This window comes from Pseudomonas sp. BB438 (genome assembly GCF_057180225.1).
Genome location: NZ_CM170001.1, coordinates 5,566,938 through 5,585,551 on the forward strand (window position 1 = coordinate 5,566,938; position 18,614 = coordinate 5,585,551).

General features: G+C 64.9%; 14 protein-coding genes. 13 read left to right on the forward strand and 1 reads right to left on the reverse strand.

All coding sequences use genetic code 11. The annotated features are described in order from the left end of the window. The 7 genes from AC1ZV1_RS25710 (at position 1) to pgi (ending at position 8,127) form a co-directional block, all read left to right on the forward strand. Positions 1-1,437, forward strand: coding sequence for a sigma-54-dependent transcriptional regulator (locus AC1ZV1_RS25710; RefSeq protein ID WP_484294218.1), 1,437 nt, complete (start codon positions 1-3; stop codon positions 1,435-1,437). A gap of 762 nt (positions 1,438-2,199) precedes the next feature. After that, the gene (locus AC1ZV1_RS25715; RefSeq protein ID WP_484294219.1) at positions 2,200-3,603 is read left to right on the forward strand and encodes a polynucleotide adenylyltransferase PcnB; all 1,404 of its coding nucleotides are present in this window, start codon (positions 2,200-2,202) and stop codon (positions 3,601-3,603) included. Beyond that, positions 3,600-4,085, forward strand: coding sequence for a 2-amino-4-hydroxy-6-hydroxymethyldihydropteridine diphosphokinase (folK, locus tag AC1ZV1_RS25720; RefSeq protein WP_484294220.1), 486 nt, complete (start codon positions 3,600-3,602; stop codon positions 4,083-4,085). Before AC1ZV1_RS25715 ends, folK begins: the two co-directional genes overlap by 4 nt. A 141-nt stretch (positions 4,086-4,226) precedes the next feature. Continuing rightward, a complete protein-coding gene (gene panB, locus AC1ZV1_RS25725) occupies positions 4,227-5,024 on the forward strand; it encodes a 3-methyl-2-oxobutanoate hydroxymethyltransferase (RefSeq protein WP_484294221.1) in 798 nt (265 codons plus the stop codon). Continuing rightward, the gene (gene panC, locus AC1ZV1_RS25730; RefSeq protein ID WP_484294222.1) at positions 5,024-5,875 is read left to right on the forward strand and encodes a pantoate--beta-alanine ligase; all 852 of its coding nucleotides are present in this window, start codon (positions 5,024-5,026) and stop codon (positions 5,873-5,875) included. The genes panB and panC overlap by 1 nt, the downstream gene beginning before the upstream one ends. Positions 5,876-5,997: 122 nt before the next feature. After that, positions 5,998-6,378 carry an aspartate 1-decarboxylase gene (gene panD, locus AC1ZV1_RS25735; RefSeq protein ID WP_169936518.1) on the forward strand — a complete coding sequence of 127 codons (381 nt, stop codon included), beginning with the start codon at positions 5,998-6,000 and terminating at the stop codon, positions 6,376-6,378. 84 nt (positions 6,379-6,462) lie between these two features. Next, positions 6,463-8,127, forward strand: coding sequence for a glucose-6-phosphate isomerase (pgi, locus tag AC1ZV1_RS25740; RefSeq protein WP_484294223.1), 1,665 nt, complete (start codon positions 6,463-6,465; stop codon positions 8,125-8,127). A 43-nt stretch (positions 8,128-8,170) separates the two neighbouring features. On the opposite strand, the gene AC1ZV1_RS25745 is transcribed toward pgi, so the two are convergent. Then, positions 8,171-9,145: a GlxA family transcriptional regulator gene (locus AC1ZV1_RS25745; protein WP_484294224.1), complete on the reverse strand. Its 975-nt coding sequence runs from the start codon at positions 9,143-9,145 to the stop codon at positions 8,171-8,173. A gap of 103 nt (positions 9,146-9,248) precedes the next feature. Between AC1ZV1_RS25745 and AC1ZV1_RS25750 the strand changes: the two genes are divergently transcribed. The 6 genes from AC1ZV1_RS25750 (at position 9,249) to AC1ZV1_RS25775 (ending at position 18,614) form a co-directional block, all read left to right on the forward strand. Then, the gene (locus AC1ZV1_RS25750; RefSeq protein ID WP_484294225.1) at positions 9,249-10,340 is read left to right on the forward strand and encodes a DJ-1/PfpI family protein; all 1,092 of its coding nucleotides are present in this window, start codon (positions 9,249-9,251) and stop codon (positions 10,338-10,340) included. Between the two features lie 62 nt (positions 10,341-10,402). Next, positions 10,403-12,340, forward strand: coding sequence for an acetate--CoA ligase (gene acs, locus AC1ZV1_RS25755; RefSeq protein ID WP_484294226.1), 1,938 nt, complete (start codon positions 10,403-10,405; stop codon positions 12,338-12,340). Positions 12,341-12,422: 82 nt separating this feature from the next. Then, on the forward strand, positions 12,423-13,301 hold the full coding sequence (locus AC1ZV1_RS25760) for an oxygenase MpaB family protein (protein WP_484294227.1): 879 nt from the start codon (positions 12,423-12,425) through the stop codon (positions 13,299-13,301). A 98-nt stretch (positions 13,302-13,399) separates the two neighbouring features. After that, positions 13,400-14,578 carry an acetyl-CoA C-acetyltransferase gene (locus tag AC1ZV1_RS25765; RefSeq protein ID WP_484294228.1) on the forward strand — a complete coding sequence of 393 codons (1,179 nt, stop codon included), beginning with the start codon at positions 13,400-13,402 and terminating at the stop codon, positions 14,576-14,578. A 192-nt stretch (positions 14,579-14,770) separates the two neighbouring features. Further along, positions 14,771-15,385 carry a response regulator gene (locus AC1ZV1_RS25770; protein ID WP_484294229.1) on the forward strand — a complete coding sequence of 205 codons (615 nt, stop codon included), beginning with the start codon at positions 14,771-14,773 and terminating at the stop codon, positions 15,383-15,385. A 100-nt stretch (positions 15,386-15,485) separates the two neighbouring features. Then, on the forward strand, positions 15,486-18,614 hold the full coding sequence (locus AC1ZV1_RS25775; RefSeq protein ID WP_484294230.1) for a DUF748 domain-containing protein: 3,129 nt from the start codon (positions 15,486-15,488) through the stop codon (positions 18,612-18,614).

Consider the following 18,614-nt stretch of genomic DNA (forward strand, 5'->3'; position numbering starts at 1 on the left):
ATGGCACATATCCTCATCGTCGAAGACGAAACCATCATCCGTTCCGCCCTGCGACGATTGCTCGAGCGGAACCAGTACCAGGTCAGCGAGGCCGGTTCGGTGCAGGAGGCCCAGGAGCGCTACAGCATCCCCTCCTTCGACATGATCGTCAGCGACCTGCGCCTGCCCGGCGCGCCCGGTACCGAGCTGATCAAGCTGGCCCAGGGCACCCCGGTGCTGATCATGACCAGCTACGCCAGCCTGCGCTCGGCGGTGGACTCGATGAAGATGGGCGCGGTGGACTACATCGCCAAGCCATTCGACCATGACGAAATGCTCCAGGCCGTGGCGCGCATCCTCAAGGATCGCCAGGAGAACCGTAACGCTCCTGCCGAAACCCGCGGTAACGCCAAGGCTGCGGAGCGCAGTAGCGGTAACACCGCCGCCGCGGACGGCGAGATCGGCATCATCGGTTCCTGCCCGCCGATGCAGGAGCTGTACACCAAGATCCGCAAGGTCGCGCCCACCGACTCCAATGTGCTGATCCAGGGTGAGTCCGGCACTGGCAAGGAACTGGTCGCCCGCGCGCTGCACAACCTGTCCAGGCGCACCAAGGCGCCACTGATCTCGGTGAACTGCGCGGCGATCCCGGAAACCCTGATCGAATCCGAACTGTTCGGCCACGAGAAAGGCGCCTTCACCGGCGCCAGCGCGGGCCGTGCGGGGCTGGTCGAAGCCGCCGATGGCGGCACGCTGTTCCTCGACGAGATCGGCGAACTGCCGCTCGAGGCCCAGGCGCGCCTGCTGCGCGTGCTGCAGGAAGGCGAGATCCGCCGCGTCGGCTCGGTGCAATCGCAGAAGGTCGATGTACGCTTGATCGCCGCGACCCACCGCGACCTGAAGATGCTGGCCAAGACCGGCCAGTTCCGCGAAGACCTCTATTACCGCCTGCACGTCATCTCGCTGAAACTGCCGCCGCTGCGCGAGCGTGGCGCGGACGTGATGGAAATCGCGCGCTCCTTCCTGGCGCGCCAGTGCTCCCAGATGGGGCGCCCGGCACTGACCTTCTCCCACGAAGCCGAACAGGCCATCCGTCACTACCCATGGCCGGGTAACGTACGAGAGCTGGAAAACGCCATCGAGCGCGCCGTGATCCTCAGCGAAGGCCAGGAAATCCCCGCCGACCTGCTGGGCATCGACATCGAGCTGGATGACCTGGAAGACGACTTCGGCGATGACGGCGACCTGCGCTCGAGCAACGGCAGCGCCAGCAACCACGAGCCCACCGAGGACCTGTCGCTGGAGGATTACTTCCAGCACTTCGTCCTCGAGCATCAGGACCACATGACCGAGACCGAGCTGGCCCGCAAGCTGGGGATCAGCCGCAAATGCCTGTGGGAACGCCGCCAGCGCCTGGGCATCCCGCGTCGCAAATCCGGCGCATCGGCCGACTCGTAACACCCTTCACACTGTTACCGGAGACATGCTCCGTAACAAAAGCCGGGTTCATCGGTAACGGAAACCCGGCTTTTTTGTGCCTGCCGCCCGAGGGCAAATCCTCGCAAGCCCTTGAAAAATAAGGAATCGCAAAAGTTGGCACGGCATCTGCTTTGTTATTGGCACAACAACAATAACAAGCACGACCACTCACAATAAAAACAAGACGAAACGACTCCAGCACAACAAAAACAAGATCGCGGAGGCGCAGCTAACTGATTCTTTTGGAGAAGGGTAGCCGTCGGGAGAAGTCCCGCAACCAGTCAAGAAGAATAAAACTGTCTTGAGACAGCACGCAAAACTGGTTGGATCGAAAGATCATTGCTCACTCAGCGACCAAAGCAATCCGTTTGCTATTGAAACCTTCCATGTGTGGAAGGTTCCCCGAAGCAGATAGCTTCGAGGGTCGGGTCTACAAACAAAAACAACAAGCCCGGTAATCATAATAAAAACAAAGCACGCACCTATTTGGGGGGGAGCTTCGGCTCCCCCAGTAGCTTTCGCTACACTCTCTCCCCTTCTCCCCGCAAGTCCCATTCTTCAGTTTTCTTCATCATCCCACCCCACGATGCTAGAATCGCCGCGGCACAGACGGCAGTCGATTTGCTGCCAATTGTTTCCAGGCGACTGCAGACACCCGCTATCCTCCAGGAAACGCCGAGAACACGCGGCTTGCCGAGACCTGCGAATGCCATCCATACACCTATTCCCGATAGTGCACACATGCTGAAGAAGCTGATCCAGTCCATCCGATCCCCACTGCGCCGTCCGCGCGCCGTCCGCACTACTCCGGAAGTCGTTGGCAATCATCAGCACTCGCTGCGGCGGGAACAGTTCAGCAGGAACGCGGTGAACGTCGTGGAGCGACTGACCAAGGCCGGCTACCAGGCCTACATCGTCGGCGGTGGCGTTCGCGATCCGCTGCTGGGCATTCCGCCCAAGGACTTCGACGTGGCCACCAGCGCCACTCCCGAGCAGGTGCGCGCCGAATTCCGCAACGCGCGGGTGATTGGCCGTCGCTTCAAGCTCGTGCATGTGCATTTTGGCCGCGAGATCATCGAGGTCGCCACCTTCCGTGCCAACCATCCGGTCAGCGAAGACGATGCCGACAGCGCCCACGCCTCCCGCAACGAGGCTGGCCGCATCCTGCGTGACAACGTCTACGGCACCCTAGAAGACGACGCCCAGCGCCGCGACTTCACCATCAACGCCCTGTATTTCGACGTTACCGGCGAGCGGATCCTCGATTACGCCCACGGCGTGCGGGATATCCGCAACCGCCTGATCCGTCTGATCGGCGATCCGGAGCAGCGTTACCAGGAAGACCCGGTGCGCATGCTGCGAGCCGTGCGCTTCGCCGCCAAGCTGGACTTCGAGATCGAGAAGCACAGCGCCGAACCGATCCGCCGCCTGGCGCCGCTGCTCAACGAGATTCCCTCTGCGCGCCTGTTCGACGAAGTGCTCAAGCTGTTCCTCAGCGGCAAGGCCGAGCGCACCTTCGAACTGCTCAACGAGTACGGCCTGTTCGCCCCGCTGTTCCCGGCGAGCGCCAAGGCGCTGAAGGAAGACCCCGAATACGCCGGCAAGCTGATGCGCCAGGCCCTGGCCAACACCGACGAGCGCATCCGCCTGGGCAAGCCGGTCACCCCGGCCTTCCTGTTCGCTGCACTGCTCTGGCCGGCCCTGCCCGCTCGCGCGATGAAGCTGCAGGACCGCGGCATGCCGCCGATCCCTGCGATGCAGGAAGCCGCCCACGAGCTGATCCTCGAGCAGTGTCGCCGCACCGCGGTGCCCAAGCGCTTCACCATCCCGATCCGCGAGATCTGGGACATGCAGGAGCGCCTGCCGCGCCGCCAGGGCAAGAAGGCCGACCTGTTGCTGGAGAACCCGCGCTTCCGCGCCGGCTACGACTTCCTCCTCCTGCGCGAGAGCGCTGGCGAGGAAACCGGCGGTCTGGGCGACTGGTGGACCGACTACCAGGAAGCCAGCGACGGTGAGCGCCGCGGCATGATCCGCAACCTCTCCAGCCAGCAGGAAGACGGTGGCGCTGCACCGCGCAAACGCCGTCGTGGCGGCAACAATCGCCGTCGCCGCGGCCCGCGCACCGAAGGCGCCAGCAGCGAATGAGCGAGCGCGTGTACATCGGGCTCGGCAGCAACCTCGCCGAGCCGCGCCAACAGCTGGAAGCCGCACTGAAGGCGCTGTCGCAGATTCCCTCCACCAAGGTCGCGGTAGTCTCCCCGCTCTACGCCAGCGACCCGCTCGGCCCACCGGACCAGCCGCGCTATGTCAACGCCGTGGCCGCACTGGATACCGACCTCGAACCGCTCGCCCTGCTGGACGCCCTGCAGGCCATCGAGCTGGAGCAGGGCCGCGTGCGCAAGGACGAGCGCTGGGGGCCGCGCACCCTGGACCTCGACATCCTGCTGTTCGGCGAGCGCCTGATCGACGAGCCTCGCCTGACCGTGCCGCATTACCACCTGCACGCCCGCGCCTTTGTGCTCTATCCGCTGGCGGACCTTGCTCCGCACCTGCGCTTCCCCGATGGGCGCACGATGTCCGAGCTGCTTGCCGCCTGTCCGTTCAGCGGTCTCGAACGCCTGTCCTGAGCCATGCTGCGCCCGAGGCGAAGGGCGCACTGGCAGTAACGCCGTAACAGTCCGGTAACACCTGCAATTGACTTAGCCTTTTTCGATCCGGACTATAGGGCCCCGTTTGCCCCTGCCCGGCGCAGAACCGAGGACACTTTCATGCCTGATGTCACCCTGACCACCCTGCAAGGTCTCAAGCAAAGCGGCGAGAAGATCGCGATGCTGACCTCCTACGATGCCACTTTCGCTCACACCGCGAGTCTTGCCGGTGCCGAAATGCTGCTGATCGGTGACTCCCTGGGTATGGTGCTGCAAGGTCATGACAGCACCCTGCCGGTGACCGTGGAAGACATGGCCTACCACACCGCCGCGGTGAAGCGCGGTAACAAGGGCGCGCTAATCGTCACCGACCTGCCGTTCGAATCCGGCACCTCATTGGATCAGTTGCTGCGCGACTCGGTGAAGGTCATGCAGGCCGGCGCCCACATGGTCAAGCTCGAAGGTGGCGCCTGGCTCGCCGAACCGATTATCCGCCTGGCCCAACTGGGCATCCCGGTATGCGCGCATCTGGGCCTCACCCCGCAGGCGGTCAACCTGTTCGGCGGCTTCAAGGTCCAGGGGCGCCAGGAGGCCCAGGCGCGCCAACTGCGCGCCGACGCCATCGCCCTGGAACAGGCCGGTGCCGCCGTGCTGCTGCTGGAATGCGTACCGTCCGCGCTGGCGAAGGAAATCACCGAAGCGGTGAAAATCCCGGTCATTGGCATCGGCGCCGGTGCAGGCACCGACGGCCAGGTCCTGGTCATGCACGACATGCTCGGCCTGTCGCTGTCCGGTCGTTCGCCGAAGTTCGTGAAGAACTTCCTCGAAGGCCAGCCCGACATCCAGTCCGCCTTCGCCGCCTACGTGAAGGCAGTCAAGGACGGCACCTTTCCCGGCCCGGAGCACGGTTTCGCCTGATGAATACAGTCAAGACAGTCCGCGAGCTGCGCGCCGCCGTGGCCCGCGCCCGTAGCGACGGCAAGCGCATCGCGCTGGTGCCGACCATGGGCAACCTCCACGCCGGCCATGCCGCGCTGGTGACCAAAGCCAGCCAGCGCGCCGACTTCGTGGTGGCGAGCATCTTCGTCAACCCGCTGCAGTTCGGCCCCAGCGAAGACCTGGACAAGTACCCGCGCACCCTTGCGGCGGACCAGGAAAAGCTGCTCAGCGCCGGCTGCCACCTGCTGTTCGCGCCCACCGTGGACGAGATGTACCCCGACGGCATGGAAGGCCAGACCAAACTGCACGTTACCGGTGTCTCCGAAGGCCTCTGTGGTGGCAGCCGCCCGGGCCACTTCGACGGCGTGGCAACGGTGGTCTGCAAGCTGTTCAACATGGTCCAGCCCGACATGGCGCTGTTCGGCGAGAAGGACTTCCAGCAGTTGGCGGTGATTCGCAAGCTGGTGCGCGACCTGAACCTGCCGATCCAGATCTTCGGCGAGCCCACCGTGCGCGCCGAGGACGGCCTGGCGCTGTCGTCGCGCAACGGTTACCTCACGCAAGAGCAACGCTCCGTGGCGCCGGTCCTGCAGCGCACCCTGAAGCAGTTGGCCGAGCGTATCCGCCAGGGCGAACGCGACTTCCCCGCGCTCCTGGCCGAGGGCCGCCAGCAGATCGAGGCAGCCGGTCTGCGCATCGATTACCTTGAGGCGCGCGAGTCCGCCGGTCTTCACCCGGCCACCGCACAGGACCATCAGTTGGTCATCCTGGTTGCCGCCTTCCTGGGCACCACCCGGCTGATCGACAACCTCACGGTCCACGTCGACTGATTCCCCGCCCGACACCCGTTTCTTCGCCTCAAGACCGCGCCAACCGTGGCCTTGAGCGACTTCGGGTGCTCCGGCATACTCGCCCCGCTCTCCTCGTCCAGAAGAAAAACAGGAGCCACGTCATGCAGAGCATCATGCTCAAAGCCAAACTGCACCGCGCCGAAGTCACCCACGCGGTGCTCGACTACGAGGGCTCCTGCGCCATCGACGGCGAATGGCTCGATCTCGCCGGCATCCGCGAGTACGAACAGATCCAGATCTACAACGTCGACAATGGTGAACGCTTCACCACCTACGCCATTCGCGGCGAGGAAGGTTCGCGGATGATTTCCGTCAACGGCGCCGCCGCCCACAAGGCCAAGGTGGGTGACCGGGTGATCATCTGCGCGTACGCTCAGTTCAGCGACGCCGAGCTGGAAGACTACAAGCCGCGCATGCTGTACATGGCGCCGGGCAACGAACTCAGCCACACCAGCAACGCCATCCCGGTTCAGCTCGCCTGAGCCGGTGGGAAAGCCCGGCCCTCCCCAGGCCTTCCCAGGTTCCAAGCCTCGTTCACCCACGCACGTCTTACCCGAAGGTACGTCATGGAACACCACCTCACTCCGCTGGATGCCACCCAACTGGCGAGCTGGCAGGCATTGGCAGCCCACCGCCAGGAACTGCAGAACTTCACCATGCGCGAGGCATTCGCCGAGGACCCCGAGCGCTTCAAGCGCTTCTCCCTCAGCGCCTGCGGCCTGTTCCTCGATTTCTCGAAGAACCTGATCCGCCAGGACACCCTCGACCTGCTGGTGAAACTCGCGGAAGAGGCGAAGTTGGGCGAAGCCATCCAGTCGATGTTCCGCGGCGACGTGATCAATGCCTCCGAGCGCCGCCCGGTGCTGCACACCGCCCTGCGCCGCCCGATCGGCGACAAGGTCATGGTGGATGGCAAGGACGTGATGCCGGAAGTACACCGCGTACTGCACCAGATGACCGAGCTCGTCGCCGCCGTGCATAACGGCCTGTGGCGCGGCTACACCGAGAAACCGATCACCGACGTGGTGAACATCGGTATTGGTGGTTCCTTCCTCGGCCCGCAGCTGGTTTCCGAAGCGCTGCTGCCGTTCGCCCAGAAAGGCGTGCGCTGCCATTACCTGGCGAACATCGACGGCAGCGAATTCCGAGAGATGACCGCCAAGCTCAATGCCGAGACCACGCTGTTCATCGTCTCGTCGAAGTCTTTCGGCACCCTGGAAACCCTGAAGAATGCCCAGGCCGCCCGCGCCTGGTACCTGGCCCAGGGCGGCAGCGAGGCGGAGCTGTACCGCCACTTCATCGCCGTATCCAGCAACAAGGAAGCCGCGTCGGCCTTCGGTATCCGCCCCGAGAACGTCTTCCCCATGTGGGATTGGGTGGGCGGCCGTTATTCCCTGTGGTCGGCCATCGGCCTGCCGATCGCCATGTCGGTGGGTATCAACAACTTCAAGGAGCTGCTGTCCGGCGCCTACAGCATGGACCAGCACTTCCTGACCTCGCCGTTCGAGAAGAACATCCCGGTGCTGCTGGGCCTGCTCGGCGTGTGGTACGGCGACTTCTGGGGCGCTCGCAGCCACGCGATCCTGCCGTACGACTACTACTTGCGGAACATCACCGATCACCTGCAGCAGCTGGACATGGAGTCCAACGGCAAGAGCGTGCGCCAGGACGGCACGCCGGTGTCCGCCGGCACCGGCCCGGTGATCTGGGGTGGCGTGGGCTGTAACGGCCAGCATGCGTATCACCAGCTGCTGCACCAGGGCACCCACCTGATCCCGGCGGACTTCATCGTCCCGGTTTCCAGCTACAACCCGGTCGCCGATCACCACCAGTGGCTGTACGCCAACTGCCTGTCGCAGAGCCAGGCGCTGATGGTCGGCAAGAGCCGCGCCGAGGCCGAGGCCGAGCTGCGCGCCAAGGGCGTGGACGAAGCCGAGGTGCAGCGCCTGGCGCCGCACAAGGTGATCCCGGGCAACCGCCCGAGCAACACCCTGGTACTGGAGCGCATCAGCGCTCGCCGCCTGGGCGCGCTGATCGCCATGTACGAGCACAAGGTCTATGTGCAGAGCATCCTCTGGGGCATCAACGCCTTCGACCAGTGGGGCGTGGAGCTGGGCAAGGACCTGGGCAAGGCCGTCTACGGCCGCCTGGTCGGCAGCGAGGAGAGCGCTGCCGAGGACGGTTCCACCCAGGGCCTCATCGACTTCTTCCGCGGTCGTCACCGCGGCTGATGGCGAAAGCGGACGGATACGCGCCGGCGTATCCGTCCGCGTCCTAACGGCAGAAGCGCTGCCGAAATTCCCCAGGGGTGACGCCCAGCGCCTGCACGAAGGCGCGCCGCAAGTTGTACTCGTTGCCAAAGCCCGCATGCTGGGCCACGCGCTTGAGCGACGACTCTCCCGCCTCCAGCAACTGGCTGGCCTTCTCCAGGCGTAACTGCAGCAGCAGCTTCGCCGGCGTTACGCCCATTTCCGCCAGACAATGCCGGTGCAGGGTGCGCGTGGACATGGCCATCTGCACCGCCATTTCCTCCACATCCAGCGCATGCGCCAGCCGCTCGCGCAGCCACGCCACCAGGCGCTCCATCTGCCCGCCCTGTGGCGCCTGCTGCGCCAGCAGCTCGGCACTGAACTGGCGCTGCCCGCCAGGCCGGCGCAGGTACATCACCAACCCACGGGCGACCCGCAGCGACAGGTCACGACCGTGGTCGTCCTCCACCAGGCTCAGGCACAGGTCCATGCCGGCGGTCACACCCGCGGAGCTGTAGAGCGTCGCGTCGCGCACGAACAGGGCATCCTGCAACACCTGCAGTCGCGGGAACAGGCGCTGCAACAGCTCGGCGTAACGCCAATGGGTCACCACCGGGCGCCCGTCCAGCAGCCCCGCCTGCGCCAGCAGGAAGGCACCCGTGCACACCGATCCACAGCGTGCAGCGTGAGGGGCCGCCTGCGTCAGCCAGCGCGCGACGTCGCCTTTCTGCAGGGCAGCCTGCACACCAAAGCCACCGGCAACCAGCACCGTGCAGCCGGCCACGTCCGGAGGATCAGGCAACACCCTGGTCGCAAGCTCCAGCCCGGAGCTGGAGCGCGCCATCCCGCCCTCCGGCGAGATCGCCTCAAGGCGGTAAGCCGGCCTGGAGGCAAGCGGCAGATGCTCGTCCACCGCGGCGAAGACATCTGCGGGGCCAGTGGCATCGAGCAACTGGAAATCCGGAAAGACCAGCAGGAAAACGCGGTGGGGAGCATTCATCGAGGATGAGTTCGAGGCGGGCGATTGGCAGATATTCATTCATCCGCGTCAGAAGCGACAGCGCTATCGCTGGCAGCCTGGAAATCCCCGTCCGGAGCCCCCCATGCGCCCACTCCTGCTGTTCCTCATGCTGTTGCTCTCCAGCAGCGTCACCCTGGCCGACGAAGAGAGCCTCCCGCCCTATCAGCCCCGTTTCGGTCGCGAGCGTCCGGTCATTGCCGTGGTCGCCCAGAACCGCATGACCGAACTGGTGGACTACATCGTTCCCCTGGGCGTACTGCGACGCTCCGGGGCGGCCGATGTGTTGGCACTGGCGACCAGTCCAGGCCCCGCGCAACTAATGCCGGCCCTGCGCATCCAGCCGCAAGCCACGCTGGAGCAATTCACGAAGCGCTATCCACAGGGCGCGGACTACCTGCTCGTGCCCGCCGTGCACGACAGCAAGGACCCCGCCCTGCTCGCCTTCATTCAGGCGCAAGCTGAACAGGGCGCAACCATCGTCGGCATCTGCGATGGCGTACTGGTGCTGGGCAACGCCGGGCTGCTGCACGGGAGGCGCGCCACCGGCCACTGGTATTCGCGCGAGCAACGCCTGAACGACTATCCCGACACCCGCTGGGAGGAGAATCGCCGCTACGTGGCAGACGGTACGGTGATCACCACCTCCGGTGTTACCGCCGCGCTGCCGGTATCAGTCGCCCTGGTCGAAGCCATCGCGGGGAGGACCCGCGCCACAGCCCTGGCCCGGGAATTCGGGGTCGAGGATTGGTCGCCCCGCCACGACAGCCAGCGTTTCACCCTCGGCGCTGGCGGTTACCTGACCGCCACCGGCAATTACCTCGCCCTCTGGGGTCACGAAACCTTCAGCACGCCCCTGGAGCCAGGATTCGACGAAGTCAGCCTGGCACTGAGCGTCGACGCCTGGGCGCGCACCTTCCGTACCGACGTTCGGGGGAGCGCCGCTCATCCTGTTACCAGCGCCGGGGGCCTGCTGTTCCTGCCGGAGCAGACGGAGGCCCCGCCCCTGCCAGGAGGGCCTGGCGCCACGGCGATCCAGCGGCTCGACGGCACACTGGACGCGATCGCCCAGCGCTACGGCGACTCGACCCGGAGACTGGTCGCCGCACAGCTCGAATACACCGAGCCTGAACGATCCAGCCACCCGGCACGTCGAAACAACATGGACAACCCTTGAACCCGCCAAGCCTTGGATGCACCCTTGAGGGCATCTCGGCTAAACAACAACAAGGATTCCCCATGCATGAGATCAGCCTTCACCCCGTGCCGGAGGCCGTGCGCAAGCGTGCCTATCTCGACAAAGACGCTTATCAGCGCCTCTACCAGCAGTCGGTAGACGACCCGGAAGCCTTCTGGGGCGAGCAGGCCACCGCCTTCCTCGACTGGTTCAAGCCCTGGCACTCGGTGCACCACGGCGACCTCGCCAAAGGCCAGGCGACCTGGTTCAAGGGCGGCCAGCTCAACGTTACCTACAACTGTATCGACCGCCACCTGGAACAGCGCGGAGAGCAGGTCGCGATCATCTGGGAAGGCGACAACCCGGCCGAATCCGCCAACATCACCTACCGCAAGCTGCACAGCCACGTCTGCCGCCTGGCCAACGTGCTCAAGAGCCGCGGCGTGGAGAAAGGCGACCGGGTCTGCATCTACATGCCGATGATCCCCGAAGCGGCCTACGCCATGCTGGCCTGCGCGCGGATCGGTGCGATCCACTCGGTGGTGTTTGGCGGCTTCTCCCCAGACGCCCTGCGCGACCGCATCAACGATGCCGACTGCCGCGCCGTGATCACCGCCGACGAAGGCGTGCGCGGCGGCAAGTACATCCCGCTGAAGAAGAACGTGGAAAAGGCCCTCGCGGACTGCCCGAAGGTCTCCACCGTCGTCGTCGTCGAGCGCACCCAAGGCGAGATCCCGTGGGTCGAAGGGCGCGATATCTGGTACCACGAGGCCCTGCGCGGAGCCAGCGAGGACTGCGCGCCGGAACCGATGGATGCCGAGGACCCGCTGTTCATCCTCTACACCTCCGGCTCCACCGGCAAACCCAAGGGCGTGCTGCACACCACCGGCGGCTACCTGCTGGGCGCGGCGATGACCCACAAGTACGTGTTCGACTACCACGACGGCGACATCTACTGGTGCACGGCGGATGTGGGCTGGGTCACCGGCCACAGCTACATCGTCTACGGCCCGCTCGCCAATGGCGCGACCACCCTGATGTTCGAAGGCGTGCCGAACTATCCGGACGCCTCGCGCTTCTGGCAGGTGATCGACAAGCACCAGGTGAACATCTTCTACACCGCGCCGACTGCCATCCGCGCACTGATGCGCGAAGGCGACGCACCGGTGCGCAAGACCCAGCGCAGCAGCCTGCGCCTGCTCGGTTCGGTGGGCGAACCGATCAACCCGGAAGCCTGGGAGTGGTACTACGAAGTGGTGGGCGAGAAGCGCTGCCCGATCGTCGATACCTGGTGGCAGACCGAAACCGGCAGCATCCTGATCACCCCGCTGCCCGGCGCCACCGATCTCAAGCCGGGTTCTGCGACCCGTCCTTTCTTCGGCGTACAGCCAGTACTGCTGGACGAGCAGGGCAAGGAAATCACCGGTCCCGGCTCCGGCGTACTGGCGGTCAAGGCCAGCTGGCCGAGCCAGATCCGCAGCGTCTACGGCGACCACCAACGGATGATCGATACCTACTTCAAGCCCTACCCCGGCTACTACTTCACCGGTGACGGCGCTCGCCGCGACGAGGACGGCTACTACTGGATCACCGGCCGCGTGGACGACGTGATCAACGTCTCCGGCCACCGCATCGGCACCGCCGAGGTGGAGAGCGCACTGGTGCTGCACGACTCGGTCGCCGAGGCCGCGGTGGTCGGCTACCCGCACGACCTCAAGGGCCAAGGCATCTACGCCTTCGTCACCCCCATGAACGGCATCGAGCCCAGTGACACCCTCAAGCAGGAATTGCTCGCGCTGGTGAGCAAGGAAATCGGCAGCTTCGCCAAGCCGGAAATGCTGCAATGGGCACCCGGCCTGCCCAAGACCCGCTCGGGCAAGATCATGCGGCGCATCCTCCGCAAGATCGCCTGCAACGAGCTGGAAAACCTTGGCGACACCTCGACCCTGGCCGACCCCAGCGTCGTTCAGGAGCTGATCGACAACCGCCTCAACCGTTGATGTGCGCTACAGGCCACGGGTGCAAAGATGCTAGGTTTGGAGAACAGACCTGTCGTCCTTGCCCCGAGGCCTGTTCGCCGCAATGGAAACCGTTCGCCGTCATATTGAAAGCCAGGTACTCAGCCTGACCGGCCTCGCCTTGGGCGGGGTTGACTTCGAGTCGCCCAAGGGCGACCCCGGCCTGTTCGGGCCCGACTCCGTGTGTTGGAAAGTCCACGGTGACTTCAGCTCGATGCTCATCGGCGGCATCAGCGCCCTGCTCCTGCAGATGTTGCACCCCGCCGCACTGGGCGGCGTTTGGGATCACTCCAACTTCCGCGCCGACATGCTCGGCCGCCTGCGTCGCACCGGGCAGTTCATCTCCGCGACGACCTATGGCTCGAGCAGCGATGCCCAGAAGCTGATCGAGCGCGTGCGGCGCATCCATGAGAGCGTCCACGGCACCTTGCCCGATGGCACGACCTACGCCGCCAGCGATCCGGACCTGCTGACCTGGGTGCACGTCGCTGAAGTGAGCTGCTTCCTCGCCTCGCACCTGCGCTACCTGAACCCGAATCTCTCCGGGGAAGAACAGGACCGTTACTACGACGAGATCGCCCTTATCGCCGAGCGTCTCGGAGCACACAACGTGCCGCGCTCGCGGGCCGAGGTCGCGGAGTTCCTGCAACGCATGCGCCCGCAGCTGCGCTACGACGAGCGCACCCGCGAAGTGGTTAGCGTACTGTTCAACGCGCCTGCGCCGAGCTTCCTCGCCAAACCATTCGGCATGCTGATGATGCGCGCCGGCATCGACCTGCTGCCGGACTGGGCCGCGGACCAGCTCGGCCTGAGCCTGGGCAGCCTGCAGCGTCAGTTGATCCGCTCCAGCGTCCGGCGCAGCGTGCCGTTGCTGCGCTGGGCGGTGCGCAACGGATCACTGCACCGCGCACGCCGCCGAATGGGGCTGCCACCGCTGCGCTGAAACGTGACTACCCGGTTCGGAGGGTGGTGAGCCGGCGGCGAGCGTGCAACCATGGCCCTTCGCTGCGGCCACGCCGCCCCCGTCAGAGGATTCGTGTCATGCAAGAAGTCGTCATCGTCGCTGCCACCCGTACCGCTATCGGCAGCTTCCAGGGTTCGCTTTCCGCACTGCCGGCCCATGAGCTGGGCGCCGCGGTCATCCGCAGCCTGCTGCAACAGACCGGCCTCGACCCGGCCCGGGTCGACGAAGTGATCCTCGGCCAGACGCTGACCGCCGGCGCCGGCCAGAACCCGGCACGCCAGGCATCGATCGCCGCCGGCCTGCCCAACAGCGTACCGGCCATGACCGTGAACAAGGTCTGCGGCTCAGGCCTCAAGGCGCTGCACCTCGCCACCCAGGCGATCCGCTGCGGCGACGCCGACGTCATCATCGCCGGCGGCCAGGAAAGCATGAGCCTGGCCCCCTACGTCATGCCCGGCGCCCGTACCGGCCTGCGCATGGGCCACGCCAAGCTGATCGACAGCATGATCCAGGACGGCCTCTGGGACGCCTTCAACGACTACCACATGGGCATCACCGCCGAGAACCTGGTGGAGAAGTACGGCCTCAGCCGCGAAGAGCAGGACGCCTTTGCTGCCGAATCCCAACGCAAGGCCACCGAAGCCATCGAGGCGGGCCGCTTCAAGGCAGAGATCACCGCTATCGAGATTCCCCAGCGCAAGGGCGACCCCCTGCGCTTCGACACCGATGAGCAACCGCGCGCCGGCACAACCGCCGAGTCCCTGGCCAAGCTCAAGCCGGCGTTCAAGAAAGACGGCAGCGTTACTGCGGGCAATGCCTCCACGCTCAACGACGGTGCCGCTGCTGTATTACTGATGAGCGCCACCAAGGCCGCCGAACTCGGTCTGCCCGTGCTAGCCCGTATCGCCGCCTATGCCAACGCGGGTGTCGACCCAGCCATCATGGGCATTGGCCCGGTCTCGGCCACCCGCCGCTGCCTGGAGAAGGCCGGCTGGCAACTCGCCGACCTGGACCTGATCGAGGCCAACGAAGCCTTCGCCGCCCAGGCCCTCTCGGTGGGCAAGGAGTTGGGCTGGGATGCCTCGAAGGTGAACGTGAACGGCGGCGCCATCGCCCTCGGCCACCCGATCGGCGCGTCGGGCTGCCGCGTGCTGGTCACCCTGCTCCACGAGATGCTTCGCCGTAATGCGAAAAAAGGCCTCGCGACGCTCTGCATCGGGGGTGGACAAGGCGTGGCACTAGCACTGCAGCGCTGATAGCCGCCAACTTGCTGCGCAGAACTCATTCTGCGCAGCAAGTCCTGCGCCCACTTTCACGCAGCAACTCCCCGCCTATTTGACTCCCTGCACGCTTTCAATCCTGCGAATCGGAATATTCCGAAGGCGCTTGAACAACTGGTCTATCTTCAAGATCAATGCGCGCAAATCTTTTGGACTCAGGAGTCAACCATGAAGAAGCGTGTGGTGCTGGTCGAGGATCACCCCGCGATGCGCCTCGCCATTCGCTCGCTGCTCGAACAGGACACGCAGTTCGAAGTCGTGCAGGAAGCGGCCGATGGCCACGGGGGCCTGGACGCCGTGCGCAAGCTGCGCCCGGATCTCGTGGTGCTGGACCTCAACCTGCCGGGTATGGACGGTCTCGACCTGCTGGCACGCCTTCACCTGTTCGACGAAAACATTCGCCTGCTGGTCTTGAGCTCACAGGATGAACGTCTGTATTCGGCCAAGGTCGAAGCCGCGGGCGCGCATGGCTTCGTCAGCAAGAACAAGGACACCAGTGCCATCCTCAACGCCGCACGCATGCTGATCTCCGGTTATCGCTGCTTCCCGGAGAAGGTCATGGGCATCGACAAGAGCACCGATCCGGTGGGCAGCCTGACCCCCCGCGAACTGGTGGTGTTGCGCAGCCTGGTGAGGGGCATGAGCAACAAGGACATCGCCGAAGAGCTCTTCCTCAGCCAGAAGACCGTCAGCACCTACAAGACCCGCATTCTTGAGAAGCTGAACCTGGAAAGCCTCGTGGATCTCGTGGAGTTCGCCCGCACCCACCGCCTGAACGATTGACAGACATCACTGAAAACCGCGTCCGAAGGCGACTTTCGAATCGAAGAATCACACCCGTGCCATACTGAAGCGGCACGTCACGACGGAAACGACTCTCGCCATGCCCAAAGGATTGAAGCGCGCCATCGGCGCGGTTGTGATACTGGTTCTCCTCTACTGCCTGCTGGGATTCCTGATCATTCCCGGTGTCGGCCTGCGTGTCGCCAACCAGCAACTGGCCAACTATTCGACCGTGCCCGCACGGCTGGAGCGCATCGAATTCAACCCGTTCAGCCTGGAACTCACCCTCTGGGGGCTGCACCTTGGGCAGGATGGACAGGAGCAGGTACGTTTTCGTCGCCTGTACGCCAACCTTGAACTCGACAGCCTGTGGCAACGCCGCCTGCACCTTGCCGATGTCGAACTGGACGCCCCGCACACCGAACTGCTCTTCGCCGAGAACGGCACGCTCAATCTGGCCAAGTTGTTCAAGCTGCCTCCCAGCGCGCCCGCTCCCGCACAGGAAGAACCGAGCAAGCCCTTCCCATTGCGCATCGACCGTATCCGCCTGGCTGAGGGCAGCCTGCACTTCCTTGACCGTCGCCCGAGCGAGCCGGTCGAGTTCGTCTTCGACCCCATGGGCTTCGAGCTGCACAACCTCAGCACATTGCCCGACGATGGCGCTGAAATGACCCTGGTTGCCACCGGCCCGCATGGCGGAAAGCTCGACTGGAAGGGCGACCTGAGCATCGTTCCCTTCACCTCCAGGGGCAGCTTCACCCTGGAAGGTGTGCCGCTGAAAGCCTGGTGGCCCTATGTGCGGGACAACGCTCCACTGAATCTGAACAACGGCATCCTCAGCGTCGCGTCCGACTACCACCTGGACCTGTCGAAGGGGACACAACTGCTGCTGGACAAGACAGCCCTCCAGCTACGTGACTTCGACCTCAGCTCCCCTGATGGCAAGCCGCTGGCCAAGCTCGCCACTCTGGATGTCGCCGAAACCACCCTCGACCTCGTCAAGCAGGAAGTGGTGGTCGGCCAGATCCGCAGCCAGGGTCTGGAAGCCTGGGCCGCCCGGGAGAAGGACGGCCAACTGGACTGGCAGAAACTCTTTGCCAACTTCAAACCCTACAAGCGCCCCGAAGAACCCTCGCCCCAGGCGCAGGCAGCCCCCGAACCCGCCCCTGGCGAAACCTCCAGCTCCGGGAACTCGGCGGATCCCGCCAAGCAACAGCAGGCCGCCACCGACACACCACCCACCAAGCCGACCGAGCCGAACGGCACTGCCCAGGCACAACCCCCCACAGCACACGTCACGCCCACGGACGAGACAAAACCGGTCGAGACAAGCAGGAACACACAGACCGCCGAAGCCGCCCAGGCGCCGGCCGAGCCGGCGAAGACATGGCACGTCATCCTGCGTGACACCCAGTTGCGCGGCTACAAGGCCCACCTGGCGGATCGCGCGCCGGGCAAACCGGTCAACCTCGAAGTCGGCCCGCTGGATCTCGACCTGCAGAATCTCGACAGCGGCCTCACCGCGCCGCTGCAACTCAAGCTCAAGACCGGCCTCGGCCCACGCGGGCAGATCGAAGCCAGCGGCCAGGTCATCCCCAACCCGGTCAGCGCGAAGCTGAAGGTCTCGACCCGCGATATCGACCTGCGAGTCGCCCAGGCCTACCTCGATCCCTTCATCCGTCTGGAGCTGCGCAGCGGCCTGCTCTCCAGCGACCTGGATGTCGACCTCAAGAGCACCGATCCGCTTGCCTTCAGCGTCAATGGCAGCGCCCAGGTGACCCAGTTGCATACCCTGGACACCATCAAGAGCCGCGACTTCGTCAAATGGACCAAGCTGACCCTCGACGGCCTGGCCTACAAACACGGCGACAGCCTGGTCATCCAGACCGTGTCGCTGGAAGAGCCCTACGCGCGCTTCATCATCAACGAAGACCGCTCCACCAACGTCAGCGAGCTGATCATCCCGCAGCCGGAGTCCGCGTCCTCAGCCGCCAGCAAAAGCAGCAATTCGGGCAACGGCAAGCCCATGGGCATACGCATCGGCGGCGTGAAGATCAACAACGGCTCGGCCAATTTCGCCGACCTGACCCTGCGACCGGACTTCGCCACCGCGATCCAGCAACTGGGCGGGGAGATCGGCACCATCGACAACCGCAACCCGACGCCCGCTTCGGTGGACGTGAAGGGCAAGGTCGACAAGTACGCGCCGGTGACCATCAAGGGCAGCCTCAATCCCTTCTCGCCGCTGGAGAAGCTGGATATCGCCACCAGCTTCAAGCGCGTCGAGCTGACCACCCTGACCCCCTATTCCGGCAAGTTCGCCGGCTACCGTATCCGCAAGGGCCGGCTCAACCTCGACCTGCACTACCAGATCACTCAGGGCAAGCTCAAAGCCGACAACAAGGTACTGGTGGAGCACCTGCAACTGGGCGAGAAGGTCGATAGCCCCGACGCGGTGGACCTGCCGGTGAAACTGGCGATCGCCCTGCTCAAGGATGCCAATGGCAACATCGATATCCAGTTGCCGGTGGAAGGCGACCTGAACAACCCGCAGTTCAGCGTCATGCCCATCGTCTGGCAGACCCTGCGCAACCTGGTGGTGCGCGCGGTGCAGGCGCCGTTCAACTTCATTGCCGGCCTGGCTGGCGGCTCCGGCGGCCCGGACCTGAGCAACGTGACCTTCGCCGCCGGGTCCAGCGAGCTGGACGCTACCGCCCAGGGCAACCTGGACAAGCTGGCCGAAGCGCTCAAGCAACGCCCGGCACTGAAGCTGGAAGTCGAGGGTGTCGCCGCAGCCGCCAGCGACGGTCCGTTGCTGGCCGACAAGCGCCTGAAGCAGGAATACCAGAAGAACTACTACAGCATGTTGCAGCGGCGCGGCGACAAGGTGCCCAGCGACGCCAGCCAGCTGGAGGTTCCGGAAGACCTGCAGCCGATCCTGCTCGAGGGTGTCTACCGCGCACGTCTGAAGAAGCAGCCGCCTGCGGAGTGGCAGCAACTCAGCAAGGACGAGCGCTCGGCGAAAATGCGCCAGGCGGTGCTGGACTCCTGGAGCGACAGCCAGCTGCTGCTGCGCAAGCTCGGTCAGGAGCGCGCGACCCAGATCAAGGACTACCTGGTCGCCAAAGGTGGCCTGGGTGACGACCGCATCTACCTCATCGACGTCAGCTTCGGCGAAGCGGAGAATGGTGGAGCTGTGGCCACTCAGCTGCACCTTGATAGCGAATAA